This window comes from Rhizobium sp. Leaf384, from assembly GCF_001424065.1.
In the GTDB taxonomy this organism is placed as follows: Bacteria; Pseudomonadota; Alphaproteobacteria; order Rhizobiales; family Rhizobiaceae; genus Ferranicluibacter.
Genome location: NZ_LMQE01000001.1, coordinates 699,446 through 716,922, shown reverse-complemented (window position 1 = coordinate 716,922; position 17,477 = coordinate 699,446). Strand labels below are relative to the sequence as shown.

Sequence of the window (17,477 nt, the reverse complement as noted above, 5' to 3'; positions counted from 1 at the left end):
GCTGATCATTGCGATGCTTACCGGAAGCGTCCTGCTGCTTTCGTTGCCGACGGCGGCGGCGCCCTTGAGAGCCGGCGCGTCGATGGACGACATCGCCGCCATGGCGGTCGCGCCCGTGTCGGGCGATTGCAGCGCTGCGGCCTCGCAGGTCGTCGCGGAGACCGGCGGCGACCTCCTGTCGGTCCAGCTGACCTCCGATGGACAATGCGTCGTGACCGTGCTCATTCCCGGCAATGGCGGGCGGCCGAAAAAGGTGACGATGCGCGTGCCGATGTAGCGCGGTGCGGTTGTCGCGTGTGCACGACTTGGCCTTCCGCTTCCGCAAGGGGTGGAGACCGGCTATGAACGCAAGGCTGCCGGTGTGCCCGGCGACGTCCGTGACGACGGACAGACGGAGAGTGGTATCGGATGCGCATCCTGGTGGTCGAAGACGACGTGAACCTCAACCGGCAGCTGGCCGACACGCTGAAGGAGGCGGGCTATGTCGTCGACCAGGCCTTCGATGGCGAAGAGGGACATTATCTCGGTGAGGGCGAGCCCTATGACGCGATCATCCTCGACATCGGCCTGCCGGAAATGGACGGCATCACGGTGCTGGAAAAATGGCGCGCGGCCGGCCGCCGCATGCCCGTGCTGATCCTGACCGCCCGTGACCGCTGGAGCGACAAGGTCGCCGGCATCGATGCCGGGGCCGACGATTACGTGACGAAGCCCTTCCACGTGGAGGAGGTGCTTGCCCGAATCCGCGCGCTCATCCGCCGGGCGGCCGGCCATGCCACGTCCGAGATCGTCTGCGGGCCGGTGCGGCTCGACACCAAGGGCTCCAAGGCGACGGTCAACGGCGTCGCGCTGAAGCTGACGTCGCACGAATTCCGGCTGCTCTCCTATCTCATGCATCACATGGGCCAGGTGGTGTCGCGCACCGAGCTGGTCGAGCACATGTACGACCAGGATTTCGACCGGGACAGCAACACCATCGAGGTCTTCGTCGGCCGTCTGCGCAAGAAGATCGGCAACGACCTGATCGAGACCGTCCGCGGGCTGGGATACCGCATGCAGGCGCCGGGTGTCGACGAAAAGGGCGTCGCCGAGAAGGGCGCGAAGTCTTGAGGCGCCGCTCGGCCCGAAGCCGGCGCGGCTGATGCTGCGGCTGCAATCCCTCACGGCGCGTGTTCTTCTCGTCTCCACCATCTGGGCGGCGGCGGCCCTCGTGGTGATCGGCGTCGTGATCTCCACACTTTACCGGCAGGGCTCGGAACGCGGTTTCCAGGATCTGCTGCGCGCGCAGCTCTACAACGTCATCAACTCGATCGTCGTCAACGACAAGGGCGTCCTGGCGGGAAGTCCGCAGCTTGGCGACCTGCGCTTTTCGCAGCCGCAGACGGGCTGGTACTGGATCGTCGAGCCGATCGGCGAGTTCAACACGCCGCCGCTCGTCTCGACCTCGCTCGGCTCCGGCAAGCTGCCGATCGTCAGCGTCGACGACGTGCCCTTCGACATTCGCTACGAGCGGTTCTACACGACGCTCGACAGTTTCGGCAACGAGGTCGAGGTGGCCGAGACGGAGGTGGTGCTCGACATTCAGGGCCGCACGGCCCGCTTCCGCATCGCCGGCAACCGCGACGTGCTCGAAGCCGACATCAATGATTTCAACCGCAACCTCTATCTGGCGCTGGCGATCTTCGGTTTCGGCGGTCTCGGCATGAATGCGCTCGCCATCCTCTTCGGCCTGCGCCCCCTCGACCAGGCGCGCCGGTCGCTCGAAAAGATCCGGGCGGGCGAGAGCGAACGGCTGGACGGCGTGTTTCCGCGCGAGATCCAGCCGCTGGCCAGCGAGGTCAACGCGCTGATCGACAGCAACCGGCGCATCATCGAGCGGGCGCGCATGCAGGTGGGAAACCTGGCGCATTCGCTGAAGACGCCGCTGGCCGTGCTGATCAACGAAGCGCGCGTCCTCGAGCCGCCGCACGGCGACCTCGTGCGCAGCCAGGCCGACGCCATGCAGGTTCAGGTGCAATCCTATCTCAACCGCGCACGTATCGCCGCGCAGCGCGAATCGGTGCTGGCGCGCACCGAGGTCGAGCAGGCGCTGGAGCGGCTGGTCCGCGTGATGCGGCGGTTGCATGCGGAAAAGACGTTCCTCCTGACGATTTCACCGCCGAACCTCGTTCTGGCGATGGAGCAGCAGGACGTGGAGGAAACCGTCGGCAACCTGCTCGACAATGCCGCGCGCTATGCGCTGACGGAGGTGCGGATCACGGCGCATCTTTCGGCCGAAGGCGTTCAGGGGCTCGATCCGGGGCGGCGCGCCTGGATCACGGTGGATGTGGAAGACGACGGGCCGGGCATCGAGCCGGAGCAGATCGCCATGGCGATGAAGCGCGGGCGACGGCTGGACGAGAGCAAGCCCGGCACCGGCCTCGGCCTGTCCATCGTGCGGGAGATCGCCGGCGAATATCACGGGACGCTGGCCATGGATCGGGCCGAGATCGGCGGTCTCAAGGCGACGCTGGTGCTGCCTGCGGCATCGTGAGCCGCCTCGTTCGACGATCCGGGGTGCTTTTTCGACACGCTCGACCGGAAATGCGCCGGCGGCCGCGCTTATTTTGCCTTGCGCTGTTGCCCGCATTTTGCGGCAGTGCAAAATACAGGCTTCGACAGGTCGAACTGAGCCGGATCCGCATTGCGCATGACAGACAGACACCGCTTTCCCCGCATGATCCGGACGCTGGCAACCGCAGGTCTTCTGGTGGCGCTGTGCGCGGCCGCCGGCTGTGCGTCGCGCGCGTCCGGCGCAAAGACAGCATCGCTTGGTGGCGTGGCGACGCGCAGCGCGGCCTCGTCCTCCTTCATCGCAGCGCTTGGGAACGGCATCATCGGGCAGGTGGCCGGCGCCAAGCTCTCCACCGCCGACCGCCAGCGTGCGCTCGAAGCGGAGTATCGCGCCCTAGAGGCTGCACCGGGCGGCCAGCCCGTCGTCTGGCAGGGGAGCGGCGTCCGCGGTTCGGTCGTGGCAGCGGCTCCCTATCAGGTCGGGTCGCAGAACTGCCGGCAGTACAGCCATACGGTGACGGCGGGAACGGCCGACAGCGTGGCGCGCGGCGTTGCCTGCCGCAATGCCGATGGCAGCTGGACGCCGTTGATCTGATCGCCCCCTGACGGCCAGACCCGCCGCGCGGGCACGCGTGTCGCCACCGATGCTTTCCAAAGCGATCGCCGGTTTCCCGCCTCAATTTTTCGTCATGCTCGCTTTGGCGATTGGAAGCCGGCCGTCTGCATAGTATGGCTGCCGGGAAGGGCTGCGACGGAGGACGCGCGCGTCCGGGGTGCGGGTGCAGGAGGGGACCGGTGGGTGCCGCCCTGCGCCACGGCGACGGCGCATTCCTTGATCGCGATCAATGTCGTGCACGGAGCAAGCACCTAGGCTGCACGGAAGCCGACGGCGTGCGGCATCTCCGGCGCGCGGCGCTGGACATGGACTTGAAAGACTGGACATGCTGTTCTGGATCATCGTTGCCGTGATGACCGCCACCGTCGCGGCGCTGCTGCTCGTGCCCCTGTTGCGGGCGGGCCGGAGAGAGGCCGTGGCCGGCGCACACGACGCCGAAGTGTATCGCGACCAGTTGGAGGAGCTGAAACGGGATGCCCGGAACGGGCTGATCGCGCCCGAAGAGGCCGCGCTTGCCCGCGCCGAGATCGCCCGGCGCCTGCTGGCGGCGAGCGCGAAGGCGGAGCGGCCGACGACCGGCGACCGCAGCGACACCCATGCCGGCCGGGCGACTGGCGAAAACACGGCTCCCGCGGGCCGGGCCAACCGGCTGGCGCAGGCGGCCGTCATCGTGGTGCTGCCTCTGGTCGGGCTCTGTCTCTATCTGAAGACCGGCAGCCCCGAACTGCCCGACGCGCCGCTTGCCGCGCGGCTTGCCAATCCCGGCGAGGACATCGAACTCCTGATCGCCCAGGCCGAACGGCAGCTGGCCGCGCATCCGGACGACGGTGCCGGCTACGACGTGCTGGCGCCGATCTACTATCGCAGCGGTCGCTTCGACGATGCCGTCTCCGCCTATTCCAACGCCATCCGCCTCAAGGGGCCCTCGCCACAGCGGCTCGGCGGTTATGCCGAAAGCCTACTCGCGCAATCCGGCGGCCTGGTCGCGGCGGAGGCGCGAAAGGCGCTGGAACAGTCGCTGGCGCTGGAACCCCGCGATCCTCGGGCGCGCTTCTATCTCGCGCTGGGGCTGGAGCAGGACGGGAAAGAGGACGAGGCACTGGCCGCCTTCCGCACGATTGTGGCCGCGTCGCCGGCCGACGCGCCCTGGCTGCCGCTCGTCAACCAGCATATCGCCTCGCTCGCGCCGTCCGGCCCGGCGCCGGCGGCGGACGCAAAGCTCGGCGGGCCGGATGCGGCGGCCATCGCCCGTGCGCAGACGATGAGCACGGACGATCGGCGGCAGATGATCGAGGGCATGGTGTCGAGCCTCGCTGCCAAGCTCAAGGACGCCCCCGATAACCTCGAAGGCTGGCAGCGCATCATCCGGTCCTATGCGGTGCTGGGAGAGAAGACCAAGGCGGAAGGCGCGCTGCAGGACGGGCTGGCCGCCTTTCCGCGCGACGGCGCAGGCGGGCGGCAGCTGCTGGCGCTGGCCGCGGAACTGGGCATCGACACGGGGAAGACGCCATGACGCACACCACGACGGGGAGCACGACGAGGGATCCGGCGCCATCTTCGGCAAAAAGGATGTCGCGCAAGCAGAAACGCCTTGCCCTGATCGCCGGCGGCGTCAGCTTCGTGACCATGGCCGTGCTGCTCGTGCTCTTTGCCTTCAGCCAGGCGGTCGCCTATTTCTACGTGCCGGCCGATCTCGAAAAGGCGCATGTCGCGCCGGGAACGCGCATCCGCCTCGGCGGTCTTGTCGCGTCCGGCTCCGTCGAGCGGAGCGCCGGCACGACGGTGACCTTTACCGTCACCGACACGCTGGCCAAGGTGCCGGTCACCTACACGGGCATGCTGCCGGACCTGTTCCGCGAGGGCCAGGGCGTGGTGGCGGAAGGCGCGATGAACGAGGAAGGCGTGTTCGTGGCCGACACGGTGCTGGCCAAGCATGATGAAACCTATATGCCGAAGGACGTCGCCGACCGGCTGAAGGCACAGGGCGTCTCGCTCGGCGGGCAGGAGGCGATCCGATGATCGCGGAACTCGGGCATTATGCGTTGGTGCTGGCGCTGGCGACCAGCCTGCTGCAGGCGGCGCTGCCGTCGGCCGGGGCCTTCCGGCGCGACACGGCGCTGATGGCGAGCGGCACCGCCGCCGCGTATGCGACCTTCCTTCTCGTGGCCCTGTCCTTTGCCGCATTGACGCATGCGCATGTGACGTCCGATTTTTCCGTCGAGAACGTCTGGGCCAATTCGCATTCGGCCATTCCGCTGATCTACAAGTTTTCCGGCGTCTGGGGCAATCACGAGGGCTCCATGCTGCTCTGGATGCTGATCCTCACCTTCTTTTCGGCGCTCGTCGCCTTCTTCGGCGGCAACCTGCCGGCCACGCTCAAGGCGCATGTCCTGTCGATCCAGGCGGTGATCGCGACCGCCTTCGCGCTGTTCGTGCTGCTCACGTCCAACCCTTTCGCGCGCCTGGTGCCGGCGCCGGGCGAGGGGCAGGACCTGAACCCGGTGCTTCAGGATATCGGCCTCGCCATCCATCCGCCGCTCCTCTACCTCGGCTATGTCGGCTTTTCCGTCTGCTTTTCCTTTGCCGTGGCGGCCTTGATCGAGGGGCGTCTGGACGCCGCCTGGGCGCGCTGGGTGCGACCCTGGACGCTTGCCGCCTGGAGCTTCCTCACGGCGGGCATCGCCATGGGCTCCTACTGGGCCTATTACGAACTCGGCTGGGGCGGCTGGTGGTTCTGGGATCCGGTCGAGAACGCCTCCTTCATGCCCTGGCTGGCCGGCACGGCGCTCCTGCACTCGGCCCTGGTCATGGAAAAGCGCGAGGCGCTGAAGATCTGGACCGTGCTGCTCGCGCTGATGACCTTCTCGCTGTCGTTGCTCGGCACCTTTCTCGTGCGTTCGGGCGTTCTCACCTCGGTGCACGCCTTTGCGACCGATCCCCGGCGCGGCATCTTCATTCTCGTCATCCTCATCCTCTTCATCGGCGGCTCGCTGGCGCTGTTTGCCCTGCGGGCGGCGCGGCTGAAGGCCGGCGGCCTGTTCGCGCCGATCTCGCGCGAGGGGGCACTGGTCTTCAACAACCTCATCCTGACCACCGCGGCCGCCACCGTCCTCACCGGCACGCTCTATCCGCTGGCGCTCGAGGCCCTGACCGGGAGCAAGATCTCCGTCGGGCCGCCCTTCTTCAACATGACCTTCGGTCTCCTGATGCTGCCGCTGCTGTTTGCCGTTCCCTTCGGGCCCTTGCTCGCCTGGAAGCGGGGCGACCTGCTCGCCGCCGGCCAGCGGCTGTTTGCCGCCGTCGCCTTCGGGCTCGTGGTCGGCGCGGGCGTCGCCTATGCGCAGGGTGGCGGTCCGGTTCTGGCGCTGCTCGGGATCGCGCTCGGCGCCTATATGATCGGCGGCGCGGCAACCGATCTCGTGCTGCGCTCGGGCCTCGGCAAGGTCTCGCCGGCGATCGCCTGGCGGCGGCTCTCCGGGCTTCCGCGGGCAAGCTTCGGCACCGCGCTCGCCCATGCCGGCGTCGGCGTGACCGTCATCGGCATCGTCGCCGTAACGGCGTTCCAGAGCGAACATATCCTGGCAATGACGCCCGGACAGACGACCGAGGCCGGCGGATATGCGCTGCGTTTCGACGGTCTGAAGGCCGGGCAGGGGCCGAACTACAGCGAGGAGCGCGGGCATTTCACCGTCAGCCGGGCGGGCGTCGTCGTGGACGATGTCTGGTCGGCGCGTCGCCTCTATACCGCGCGGCGCATGCCCACGACGGAGGCGGGCATCCTGACCTTCGGCGCAAGCCAGCTCTATGTGTCTCTCGGCGACGACCAGGCAAACGGCGGCGTCGTCGTGCGAATCTGGTGGAAGCCTTTCATCCTCTGCATCTGGGGCGGGGCCGTGCTGATGATGCTCGGCGGCGTGGTGTCCCTGAGCGACCGGCGCCTGCGCATCGGTGCGCCGTCGCGGGTGCGCAAGCCTGTCAGACCCCTGGCCGAGGCCGCGGAATGACGAGCCGGCCGCAGATCCCGACGGCGCTGAGGGGCGCAAGGGCGGCGCGGAGGCTGCATGTCGCCTGTCTGCTCGCGCTCCTGACGGCTGGGTTTGCGGGGCTCGCCCCGCCGGCGATGGCGGTCAATCCGGACGAGGTTCTGGCCGATCCGGCGCTCGAGGCGCGGGCACGGGCGCTGTCGGCGCAGCTGCGCTGCATGGTCTGCCAGAACCAGTCGATCGACGACAGCAATGCCGAACTTGCCAAGGATCTGCGCCTGATCGTGCGCGAACGGCTGGCCCGCGGCGAGACCGACACGGCCGTCATCGACTATGTCGTTTCGCGCTATGGCGAGTTCGTTCTCCTGAAGCCGCGCTTCGAGGGCAAGACGCTGATCCTCTGGGGCACGCCTGTCATGCTGCTCGTTGCCGGTGGGGCGGCCACGCTGCTCGCCGCCCGCAGCCGCCGTCAGCGCCCGCTCGCCGCCGAACCGTTGTCGGCGGAAGAAGAGGGGCGGCTGGACCAGCTCCTGAAGTAGCGGGATCCCATCCTCGGCAAGCAGATAGTGCTTCGGAACGCGACCCATGCGGGGTCACGGCAGTCGCTCGCGCATGCGCCGAGACCCGCGGGACTGTGAGACGACCATCCCTCGATCGCAGGCAGCAATGAGGGACGACGACGATGGCAACATTACCAAATGTTCATGCCCCAGACATTCCCTCGTAAGGTGGGCGGGCCTATCTCTACTGTCATCAGCTGTTTCCTCCAGTCACAGCCCGAGCAGAGAAGAAAAGGCATACCAGGATGACAACGACACGTTCTTTCCGCCCCACCCTCAAGACCGTCCTGAAGACGTCCAGCGTCGCCGGTCTCGCGGCTGTCATGCTCTCGACGGGCATCCCGGCCGCCATCACCAATTCCTTTGCAGAGCCCGTCCGCATCACGGCGCCGCAGCAGGTTCCCAGCTTTGCCAACGTGGTCGACGCCGTTTCCCCGGCCGTCGTCTCCGTTCGCGTCCAGAGCCGCGCGAACCCGGTGTCGGAAGATGCCTCCAACGGTTTCTCGTTCGACTTCAACGGTCGCGGGTTTGAAGACCTGCCGGACGACCATCCGCTGAAGCGCCTCTTCCGCGAGTTTGGCGGGCAGAACGGCGGCCCGCAGCATGGTCCGAACGGTCCGCGCGCCGAGCGCGGTCCGCATGGCAAGGGCGAAGGCCGCCTGCGTCCGACCTCGCAGGGCTCCGGCTTCTTCATCACCGAAGACGGCTACCTCGTCACCAACAACCACGTGGTCAGCGACGGCTCGGCCTTCACGGTCGTGCTGAACGACGGCACCGAACTGGATGCCAAGCTCGTCGGTAAGGACAGCCGCACCGATCTCGCGGTGCTCAAGGTCGATGACAAGCGCAAGTTCACCTATGTCAGCTTTGCGGACGACAGCAAGGTCCGCGTCGGCGACTGGGTCGTGGCCGTCGGCAATCCGTTCGGTCTCGGCGGCACGGTGACCTCCGGCATCGTCTCGGCCCGCGGTCGCGACATCGGCTCCGGCCCCTATGACGATTACCTCCAGGTGGATGCGGCGGTGAACCGCGGCAATTCCGGCGGCCCGACCTTCAACCTCGAAGGCCAGGTGGTCGGCATCAACACGGCGATCTTCTCGCCCTCCGGCGGCAATGTCGGCATCGCCTTCGCCATTCCCGCCTCCGTGGCCAAGGACGTGGTCGAGGATCTGATGAAGGACGGGAGCGTGTCGCGCGGCTGGCTCGGCGTCCAGATCCAGCCCGTCAACAAGGACATCGCCGACAGCCTCGGCCTTGCGGAAGCTAGCGGCGCGCTGGTGGTCGAGCCGCAGCCGGGATCGCCGGGCGAAAAGGCCGGCATCAAGAAGGGCGATGTCGTGACGGCTGTTGACGGCGACCCGATCAAGGGACCGCGCGAACTCGCCCGCAAGATCGGCGCGATGAAGCCGGGCAGCTCGGTGGATGTCTCGCTGTGGCGTGACGGCAAGTCGCAGAGCGTCAAGCTGGTCATCGGCACCCTGCCGGACGACAAGCAGGAAGCAGCCGCCGACCCGGCTCAGCCGGAAGAGCCTTCGCAGCCGGCAAGCGAGAAGGCCCTGGCGGACCTGGGCGTAACGGTTGCGCCGTCCGAGGACGGCCAAGGCGTGACGATCTCGCAGGTCGATCCGGACAGCGACGCGAGCGATCGCGGCTTGAAGGAAGGCGAGAAGATCGTCTCGGTCAACAATCAGGAAGTCAAGTCCGCGGACGACATCCTGAAGGTGATCAGCCAGGCGAAGAAGGACGGTCGCACTAAGGCGCTGTTCCAGATCCAGGCCGACAATGCCAGCCGCTTCATCGCGCTGCCGATCGACCAGGGCTGATCCGGCGTTCGAACATGCAAGGCAGCGCCGCGAAATCGACGAGGTTTCGCGGCGTTGCCGTTTGGAGGAGCCCACATCCGAAGCCTGATGGTTTCGAGGAGACCCTGACGGTTTCAAGGAACCCCGGATGTTTCCAGGGAAAACCGGATGTTTTCAAGGAAACATTGTGAAAGTGACGGGACCGGCATTATGGTCAGCCATATGAAGATATTGATCGTCGAGGACGACCTCGAAGCTGCCGCCTATCTCTCCAAGGCCTTCCGCGAGGCCGGCATCGTCAGCGACCATGCAAGCGATGGCGAGAGCGGCTTGTTCATGGCGAGCGAGAACAGCTACGACGTCCTGGTCATCGACCGCATGCTGCCGCGGCGGGACGGCATTTCCGTCATCACCGAGCTGCGCGCCCGCGGCATCCACACGCCGGTCCTCATTCTCTCCGCGCTCGGCCAGGTGGACGACCGCGTGACGGGCCTGCGCGCCGGCGGCGACGACTATCTGCCGAAACCCTATGCCTTCAACGAGCTTCTTGCCCGCATCGAGGTGCTGGGCCGCCGCAAGGGTGCGCCGGAACAGGATATGATCTACCGAGTCGGCGATCTCGAGCTCGACCGGCTGTCCCACACGGTCAAGCGCCAGGGCCGGGAGCTTCTGCTGCAGCCCCGCGAGTTCCGGCTGCTCGAGTATCTCATGAAGAATGCCGGCCAGGTGGTGACGCGCACCATGCTGCTGGAGAATGTCTGGGACTATCATTTCGATCCTCAGACTAATGTCATCGACGTGCATGTGTCGCGGCTGCGCGCCAAGATCGAGAAGGACTTCGACCAGCCGCTGCTGCGGACTGTTCGCGGCGCCGGCTACATGATCAAGGACGAGCCCAAGGCCGAAGGGCGCGCCGAGGCATGAGCCGCGTCGGCATCCTGATGCGCACGACCGCCGTGCGGCTGTCGGCGCTCTATCTCGTGCTGTTCTCCCTCTGTGCGGCCTTCCTCGTCTTCTACGTCACCGGCATGTCGCAGCGTCTGCTCGACCAGCAGACCAAGGATGCCGTCAGCGCCGAAGTCTCGCAGATCGAGGCGATCTACGGGCGTGCCGGTGTGAACGGACTTCTGCGCACGCTGGAACGGCGGGCGCGCCAGCCCGGTGCTGCCCTCTACGTGATCGCCGGTCCGACAGGGGAGATTCTCGCCGGCAACGTCGCCTCGCTGCAGCCGGGCTTGCTGGACAAGGAAGGCTGGACCGACGAGGCCTTCGCCTATCAGCGCTATACGGACGAGACGCGCAAGGACCGCCACGTGGCGCTCGCCCAGGTGCTCTTCCTGGACAACGGCCTGCGCGTGCTCGTCGGCCGCGACCTGCAGGAGCCGGAGAAATTCCGCGTTCTCGTGCGCCAGGCGCTAATGGTGGCGCTGGGGGTCATGGGGGTCGGCGCCCTCATCATCTGGTTTGCCATCGGGCGCAACGCCTTGAAGCGGATCGACCGCATGTCGGATGCCAGCACGCGCATCATGGCGGGCGATCTGTCCCAGCGTTTGCCGATGAGCGGTTCCGGCGACGAGTTCGATCGCCTGTCGGAATCGCTGAACGCCATGCTCGGCCGCATCGAGAAGCTGAACGAGGGTCTGCGGCAGGTGTCCGACAACATCGCCCACGACCTGAAGACCCCGCTGACCCGCCTGCGCAACAAGGCGGAAGCCGCCCTTTCCCACAATACCTCCATCGACGGCTATCGCGGCTCGCTGGACGAGATCATCAACGAATCCGACCAGCTGATCCGCACGTTCAACGCGCTCCTCATGATCTCCCGCGTGGAGGCGGGATCGTCCGCGGCCGAGATGAGCGATGTCGATCTGTCGCAGAGCGTGGCCGATTGCGTCGAGCTCTATGAGCCCCTGGCGGACGAGCATGCGCTGGCGCTCGAAGCCGAGATCACGCCCGGCATTTCCGTCACCGGAAACCGCGAGCTGATCGGGCAGGCGCTCGGAAACCTCATCGACAATGCCGTCAAATATTCCGAAGGCGCCAAGGACGCCCGCATCCTCGTGCGGCTTTCGCGGCGCGATGGTGGCGGCGTCGTCGTCTCGGTCGCGGATTTCGGGCCCGGCGTTCCCGACGACAAGCGCGACGTGGTGGTTCAGCGGTTCGTGCGGCTTGACCAGAGCCGGTCGAAGCCGGGAACGGGCCTTGGCCTGTCCCTGGTAGAGGCCGTGATGGAATTGCACCACGGCAGCCTGGCCTTGCGCAGCACGATGCCGGAGGCCGCCGGCGCCAAGGGCCTGACGGTCGACATGATCTTCCCGCAGAGCCCGACCTGACGTTCTCGTCTGTCCAGCCTTTTGCACGAAACCGATGCACGATCGGCGCAGAGATGCTGTAAGACATGGCGGAAAACGTCGTGATCGGGAGGTTTCATGACATCGGACGGTTCGACGACGGGGCAGGAGATGCCGGCACGGCTGGCAGCGCTTCAGACAAGCGTGCTGAAGCCGATCAGCCAGACGGAGGCGCGCAGCGTTGCGGCCGACCTCAAGGCGATGGCAAAGGCCGAGCCGCAGCTTCAGCCGCTTCTGGACGCGGCCCCGGCGCTGCGCGATTTCCTTGTCGCCGCCTTTTCCCTGTCGCCCTACCTGCGCGATATCGCGGTGGCCCATCCGGCCCTGCTCTGGCGGGCGATCGACCAGCCGCTGGGTCCGCTTGTCGACAGCGCGATCGCCGAGGCGCGCGAGAGCTGGCGCGGCGCCGATCTCAGCGACACCGTGCTGATGGAGCGGTTGCGGAGAGCCAAGCGAACGACCGCCTTCGCGCTCGCGCTCCATGACCTCGCGCGGCTGACGGACGCGCGCAGCAGCGCGCAGCTGTTGAGCCGGTTCGCCGCTGCCGCCACGTCCGCCACCATCGACCACCTGCTCGTGGGCGCGCATCGCAGCGGCAAGATCCGGCTTGGCGACGAGGACCATCCGAGCAAAGGCTCCGGCGTGATCGTCCTCGGCATGGGCAAGCTCGGTGCCGGCGAGCTCAACTATTCCTCCGACATCGATCTCGTGGTGTTCTACGAACCGGACGCGCTCGGTTTTGCCGATCTCCTCGATGCCTCGGACATCTTCGCGCGGTTGCTGCGCCGGCTGGTGCGGATCCTGCAGGAGCGCACGGGCGACGGTTACGTGTTCCGCACCGACCTGCGCCTGCGGCCCGACCCGGGCGCGACGCCGCTTGCCATTCCCGTCGAGGCCGCCCTGATCTACTATGAAGGGCGCGGGCAGAACTGGGAGCGGGCGGCCTATATCAAGGCCCAACCCGTCGCCGGCGACCTGGAGGCGGGCGAGCGGTTCCTGAAGGCGCTCCGGCCGTTCGTCTTCCGAAAGTATCTCGACTACGCGGCGATTGCGGACATCCACTCGATCAAGCGACAGATCCATGCGCACAAGGGGCATGGCGAGATCGCGGTCAAGGGGCACAACGTCAAGCTCGGCCGGGGCGGCATCCGCGAGATCGAATTCTTCGTGCAGACGCAGCAGCTGATCGCCGGTGGACGTTCCGCCGCCCTGCGGGGACGCGAAACGGAGGCGATGCTGGCGGCGCTGGCGGAGGCCGGCTGGATCGACGCGCGTACGCGCGACGAGCTGACACAGGCCTACTGGTTCCTGCGCGATGTCGAGCATCGCATCCAGATGGTTCGCGACGAGCAGAGCCACACGCTGCCGACCGCGGAGGCCGAGCTGAAACGCATTGCGCTGATGTCCGGCTTCGCCGACACCCGGACCTTCGGCGACAGCCTGTCCGCGGCGATGCGCACCGTCGAGCGCCGCTATGTCCAGCTGTTCGAGCGTGAGGCCGAGCTGTCCTCGGAGCTCGGCAATCTCGTCTTCACCGGCCAGAAGGACGACCCCGACACGCTGGAGACCATCTGCGGCCTCGGTTTCGAGCGGCCGCAGGACATCGCCCGCGTGATGCGCACCTGGCACAATGGCCGCTACCGGGCGACCCAGTCCGTCGAGGCGCGCGAGCGGCTGACGGAGCTGACACCGCGGCTTCTGACGGTGTTCGGCGAAAGCCGGCGCGCCGACGAGGCGCTGCTGCGCTTCGATGCCTTTCTCGCCAAGCTTCCGGCCGGCATCCAGCTGTTTTCGCTGCTCGGCAACAACCCGGCGCTTCTGTCCCTCATCGTCACCATCATGTCGGCGGCGCCGCGCCTTGCCGATATCATCGCCGCCAAGCCGCACGTCTTCGACGGCATGCTCGATCGGCGGGTGCTGAACGAGATGCCGGAGCGGGACGATCTGGCCGGACGGCTGGACGACTTCCTCTCGACCGCGCGTCACTACGAGGACCGGCTGGATCGCCTGCGCATCTTCGCATCCGAGCAACGCTTCCTGATCGGAATCCGGCTTCTGACCGGTGTGATCGACGGGCCGGCCACGGGCAGGGCCCTGACCGACCTTGCCGAGATCGTCGTCGCCGCCACCTTCCGCGCCGTGCGTCACGAAATTGCCGCGGCCCATGGCGAGATCGCCCGTGGACGGGTTGCGCTCGTCGCGATGGGAAAGGCCGGCAGTCGCGAGCTGACGGCGGGCTCCGACATCGACCTGATCCTGATCTACGACCATGATGGCGATGCGGCGGATTCCGACGGGCCGCGCCCGCTCGATGCCGCGCGCTATCACGCCCGCCTGACGCAGCGGCTGATCGCCGCCCTGTCGGCCCCCACGGCCGAGGGCGTGCTGTACGAGGTGGACATGCGGCTGCGGCCGTCCGGCAACAAGGGGCCGGTCGCCACCCGCCTGCCGGCCTTCGTCAAGTATCAGCGCGAGGATGCCTGGACCTGGGAGCACATGGCCCTGACCCGTGCCCGCCCGATTGCGGGCGATGCGGACATGATGCAGAGGACGGCCGATGCGATCCAGGCGGTGATTGCCGAGCCGAGCGACGCGGAGACCGTTCGAAAGGATGTGCGCGAGATGCGCGCGCTGGTCGAACAGGAAAAACCGCCGGAAAATGCCTGGGATCTGAAGCTTGTTCCGGGCGGCCTCGTGGACATCGAGTTTGCCGCCCAGACCATGTTCCTGCTGGCCTCCGCCGAGGGACAGGCCTTGCCCACGAGCGGCCTGTCGACGATGGAGGTTCTGGAACAGCTGGGTCCGGGCGTCCTGCCGGACGCCGACCTCACGCTGTTGCGGCAGGCGCTCGCGCTGATGACGGATCTGTCGCAGATCATCCGCCTCTGCATCGACGGGCCGTTCGACCCGCACCAGGCGCCCGCCGGCCTGATCGAGCGGCTGTGCCGGGCAGGGGATGTCCCCGACATCAAGGTTCTCGAGGGCGAACTGCGGCGGCTGACAAAGGCCGTGCGCCGCATCTTTCTCGCGCTCGTCGCCGGCCGGGGGTCTGAGTCCGCGCGGTCCTGAAGCGCGTTGCGTGACAAAGGATTCACGCAACGCGCTTTAAGGTCTTGTCTGGATGCCTGTCTTTTCCGAAGCCGCTGCCCGTTTTCGGCCAACCTGCATTAGACCGAATCGGGGATGCGCACCGAGATGATCGTGCCGACGTTTTCGGCCGAGTGAATCTTCATGCGGCCGCCGTGGAGCGTGGTCAGCGAGCGGGAGATGGCAAGCCCGAGGCCCGAGCCGCCCTTGCTCTTGGCGTACTGGCTCTGAACCTGTTCGAACGGGAGGCCGATCTTGCGCATGGCCGAGCGCGGGATGCCGATGCCCGTATCGGCAATGGTCAGCATGACCGCCCCGGACACCTTGCGGGCGCGCAGCGAGATCCGGCCGCCGTCATTGGTAAACTTCACGGCATTCGACAGAAGATTGAGCAGCACCTGCTTCATCGCCCGGCGGTCCGCGACCATGGTCAGACCCGAAGAGACCTGATGCATGACGCTGATATTCTTCTGCGTGGCCGGAACGGTGGTCAGCCGCAGCGTTTCCTCGATCAGCGGCGCGAGATCGATGCGCTCGCGGTCGATCCGCATCTGCCCGGCCTCGATCTTCGACATGTCGAGGATATCGTTGATGACGTTGAGGAGGTGCTTGCCGCTGTCATGGATGTCGAGCGCGTATTCGCCGTATTTGTCGGACCCCAGCGGCCCGAACATCCGGTTCTTGAGGATCTCGGAAAAGCCGAGAATCGCGTTCAGCGGCGTGCGCAGCTCGTGCGACATGTTCGCGAGGAATTCGGACTTTGCCCGGTTGGCGGCTTCCGCGCGCTGCTTTTCCGCGAGGTAGTTGGCATTGGCGATGGAGAGTTCCGACTTCTGGTGCTCCAGCGTCATGCGCGATGTCGAAAGGTCGCCGATGGTCGCCATCAGCCGGCGCTCGGACTCGCGCAGACGGACCTGATGCCGCTTCAGGAGCGTGATGTCGGTGCCGACGGACACGAGGCCGCCGTCGCGCGTGCGGCGATCGTTGATCTGCAGCCAGCGCTGGTCGGCCAGTTGCACCTCCGACGTCGAGGAATGATTGGCGCGATCCGGATCGGCGATCCGGCGCTCGATGATCGGGCGGGCGGAGGCGGCGTTGACGGCCGAACGCTCGGTGCCGGGCACGAGCACGCTGTCGGGAAGCTGATAGGCCTGCTGGTAATGCGTGTTGCACATGACCAGGCGATCGTTCTTGTCCCAGAGCACGAACGCTTCGGATGTGCACTCGATGGCGTCCGCAAGCCGCTGGTCGGCTTCGGCATAGCGCTGGGCGAGGCGATGCTGCTCGGTGACGTCCATGGCGATGCCGATGAGGTGGACGCGGTCGCCGCTGGTGCGGATCACCTGCGCGCGGGCTCGCAGCCAGACATAATGTCCGTCGGCATGGCGCATGCGGAACACATGGTCGATGTGGCGGATGTCGCCGCGGGCGATCGAGCGCGCGACCTTGTAGAGGCCGGTGTCGTCGGGATGCATCAGCCGCGCGGCATCGCCGAACGAGAGGACGCTGCCCTGCGGCGTCATGCCGAGCATCTCGTACATCGAGCGCGACCAGAAGAGGCGCCGGTTGGGCATGTCGAAATCCCACAGGCCGCACCGACCGCGCGACAGCGCGGTCTCGACGCGCAGATTGGACTCGGCGAAGATCTGGTCGGCGTCGCGCGCGCGCTTGGCCTGGATGTAATAGGCGTAGAGGACGATCAGCAAAATCGCCGAAATGCCGGCAAACAGCGTGACGTTGAGCGAGACTTCGTCGCGCCAGAGCCCGTCCATGTGGGCAAGCGGCGTCGCCACCATCAGCGTGCCCGCCTTGTCGGCCACCTGCATCAGCGCCACGACATATTCGTCTCCGCCGATGAAGGCATGCATGACGGTCGAGCGTTCGCCGAAATACTGGAAGGCGGCGATTTCGGGCGAGATCGCCGACAGTGCGCGTCCCGTGAAGGGCTTGCCGTCCGACGAGGCGGCAAAGATCCGGCCGTCGTTGCGAACGCCGAGCGCGAAGGCGCCGGGCTCCAGCATGTCCGGCGTGAGGAGGTCGTTGAGCGCCTGCTCGACCGGTGCCCGCTGCGCTTGGTCGAAGAGCAGGTGCGCCTGCGGGGCGAGGACGGCTTCCGCCGCGGTTGCCGCCATCACCGTGTTCTGGCGGGCGCTGTTTTCCATTCGGGCATATTCGTTGACGATGCCGCTGATGCGGGAAATGGCGACGACGATGAGGAAGGCCGTGATGAGAACGGGAATGGAGCGCTTGAGAAGCGGCTCCGCCTTGTTCAGCCGGATCGAGGCCGGCGCGGCAAGCCCGCGCACATGCCGCAGGAAAACCTGCTCAAGGCTCGCAAAGCCCGGGAATCTTGGACGCAGCCGTTCCCCGGCCGCGTGCATCTGCTGCGCTTCCGCCATCTTCGTCAATTCTTTGAACCTCGTGTGATTCGACGCGCCGCTCGCCCGAATCTGGCTCAATGAATCAATTCAGAATCTTCTTGTCCAGCGAAAAGGCTAACGAGAGGTTAACCACTTCTCACCGGT

The 17,477-nt window shown here is 66.7% G+C and carries 13 protein-coding genes; 12 read left to right on the top strand and 1 reads right to left on the bottom strand.

Translation table 11 applies throughout. From position 1 onward, the window contains the following. Nucleotides 1-82: 82 nt before the first annotated feature. From ASG25_RS03365 to ASG25_RS03310, 12 genes are all read left to right on the top strand, one after another. Nucleotides 83-277, top strand: a complete 195-nt coding sequence (locus ASG25_RS03365) for a hypothetical protein (RefSeq protein ID WP_062472034.1) — start codon at nucleotides 83-85, stop codon at nucleotides 275-277. 131 nt (nucleotides 278-408) lie between these two features. Next, nucleotides 409-1,110, top strand: coding sequence for a response regulator transcription factor (locus ASG25_RS03360; RefSeq protein ID WP_062469235.1), 702 nt, complete (start codon nucleotides 409-411; stop codon nucleotides 1,108-1,110). 34 nt (nucleotides 1,111-1,144) lie between these two features. Beyond that, nucleotides 1,145-2,533: a HAMP domain-containing sensor histidine kinase gene (locus tag ASG25_RS03355; RefSeq protein ID WP_062472032.1), complete on the top strand. Its 1,389-nt coding sequence runs from the start codon at nucleotides 1,145-1,147 to the stop codon at nucleotides 2,531-2,533. A gap of 183 nt (nucleotides 2,534-2,716) precedes the next feature. Then, nucleotides 2,717-3,148, top strand: a complete 432-nt coding sequence (locus tag ASG25_RS03350) for a hypothetical protein (RefSeq protein ID WP_062469233.1) — start codon at nucleotides 2,717-2,719, stop codon at nucleotides 3,146-3,148. 346 nt (nucleotides 3,149-3,494) lie between these two features. Next, on the top strand, nucleotides 3,495-4,682 hold the full coding sequence (gene ccmI / locus ASG25_RS03345) for a c-type cytochrome biogenesis protein CcmI (protein WP_062469231.1): 1,188 nt from the start codon (nucleotides 3,495-3,497) through the stop codon (nucleotides 4,680-4,682). A 56-nt stretch (nucleotides 4,683-4,738) separates the two neighbouring features. Then, nucleotides 4,739-5,188, top strand: coding sequence for a cytochrome c maturation protein CcmE (gene ccmE, locus ASG25_RS03340; RefSeq protein ID WP_062469227.1), 450 nt, complete (start codon nucleotides 4,739-4,741; stop codon nucleotides 5,186-5,188). Then, on the top strand, nucleotides 5,185-7,173 hold the full coding sequence (locus ASG25_RS03335) for a heme lyase CcmF/NrfE family subunit (protein WP_062469224.1): 1,989 nt from the start codon (nucleotides 5,185-5,187) through the stop codon (nucleotides 7,171-7,173). Before ccmE ends, ASG25_RS03335 begins: the two co-directional genes overlap by 4 nt. Beyond that, nucleotides 7,170-7,691 (top strand): cytochrome c-type biogenesis protein, encoded by a 522-nt coding sequence (locus ASG25_RS03330; RefSeq protein WP_062469220.1) that lies wholly within the window; start codon nucleotides 7,170-7,172, stop codon nucleotides 7,689-7,691. Before ASG25_RS03335 ends, ASG25_RS03330 begins: the two co-directional genes overlap by 4 nt. Nucleotides 7,692-7,957: 266 nt before the next feature. Further along, a complete protein-coding gene (locus tag ASG25_RS03325) occupies nucleotides 7,958-9,535 on the top strand; it encodes a Do family serine endopeptidase (protein ID WP_062469217.1) in 1,578 nt (525 codons plus the stop codon). Nucleotides 9,536-9,724: 189 nt separating this feature from the next. After that, nucleotides 9,725-10,438 carry a response regulator transcription factor gene (locus tag ASG25_RS03320; protein ID WP_156379841.1) on the top strand — a complete coding sequence of 238 codons (714 nt, stop codon included), beginning with the start codon at nucleotides 9,725-9,727 and terminating at the stop codon, nucleotides 10,436-10,438. Next, entirely contained in the window at nucleotides 10,435-11,847 is a 1,413-nt protein-coding gene (locus ASG25_RS03315) for a HAMP domain-containing sensor histidine kinase (RefSeq protein ID WP_062469211.1), read from the top strand. The genes ASG25_RS03320 and ASG25_RS03315 overlap by 4 nt, the downstream gene beginning before the upstream one ends. Nucleotides 11,848-11,976: 129 nt before the next feature. After that, nucleotides 11,977-14,934, top strand: a complete 2,958-nt coding sequence (locus tag ASG25_RS03310) for a bifunctional [glutamine synthetase] adenylyltransferase/[glutamine synthetase]-adenylyl-L-tyrosine phosphorylase (RefSeq protein ID WP_062472029.1) — start codon at nucleotides 11,977-11,979, stop codon at nucleotides 14,932-14,934. Nucleotides 14,935-15,032: 98 nt separating this feature from the next. Here the strand turns inward: ASG25_RS03310 and ASG25_RS03305 are convergent, their stop codons facing one another. Next, the gene (locus ASG25_RS03305; RefSeq protein ID WP_062469209.1) at nucleotides 15,033-17,360 is read right to left on the bottom strand and encodes an ATP-binding protein; all 2,328 of its coding nucleotides are present in this window, start codon (nucleotides 17,358-17,360) and stop codon (nucleotides 15,033-15,035) included. Between the last annotated feature and the right edge of the window lie 117 nt (nucleotides 17,361-17,477).

Bases quoted from the DNA above. Each gene is read 5' to 3' on its own strand.
- ASG25_RS03365 (WP_062472034.1), top strand. From the start codon at position 83: ATGGACGACATCGCCGCCATGGCGGTCGCGCCCGTGTCGGGCGATTGC.
- ASG25_RS03360 (WP_062469235.1), top strand. From the start codon at position 409: ATGCGCATCCTGGTGGTCGAAGACGACGTGAACCTCAACCGGCAGCTG.
- ASG25_RS03350 (WP_062469233.1), top strand. From the start codon at position 2,717: ATGATCCGGACGCTGGCAACCGCAGGTCTTCTGGTGGCGCTGTGCGCG.
- ccmI (WP_062469231.1), top strand. From the start codon at position 3,495: ATGCTGTTCTGGATCATCGTTGCCGTGATGACCGCCACCGTCGCGGCG.
- ccmE (WP_062469227.1), top strand. From the start codon at position 4,739: ATGTCGCGCAAGCAGAAACGCCTTGCCCTGATCGCCGGCGGCGTCAGC.
- ASG25_RS03335 (WP_062469224.1), top strand. From the start codon at position 5,185: ATGATCGCGGAACTCGGGCATTATGCGTTGGTGCTGGCGCTGGCGACC.
- ASG25_RS03330 (WP_062469220.1), top strand. From the start codon at position 7,170: ATGACGAGCCGGCCGCAGATCCCGACGGCGCTGAGGGGCGCAAGGGCG.
- ASG25_RS03325 (WP_062469217.1), top strand. From the start codon at position 7,958: ATGACAACGACACGTTCTTTCCGCCCCACCCTCAAGACCGTCCTGAAG.
- ASG25_RS03320 (WP_156379841.1), top strand. From the start codon at position 9,725: ATGGTCAGCCATATGAAGATATTGATCGTCGAGGACGACCTCGAAGCT.
- ASG25_RS03315 (WP_062469211.1), top strand. From the start codon at position 10,435: ATGAGCCGCGTCGGCATCCTGATGCGCACGACCGCCGTGCGGCTGTCG.
- ASG25_RS03310 (WP_062472029.1), top strand. From the start codon at position 11,977: ATGCCGGCACGGCTGGCAGCGCTTCAGACAAGCGTGCTGAAGCCGATC.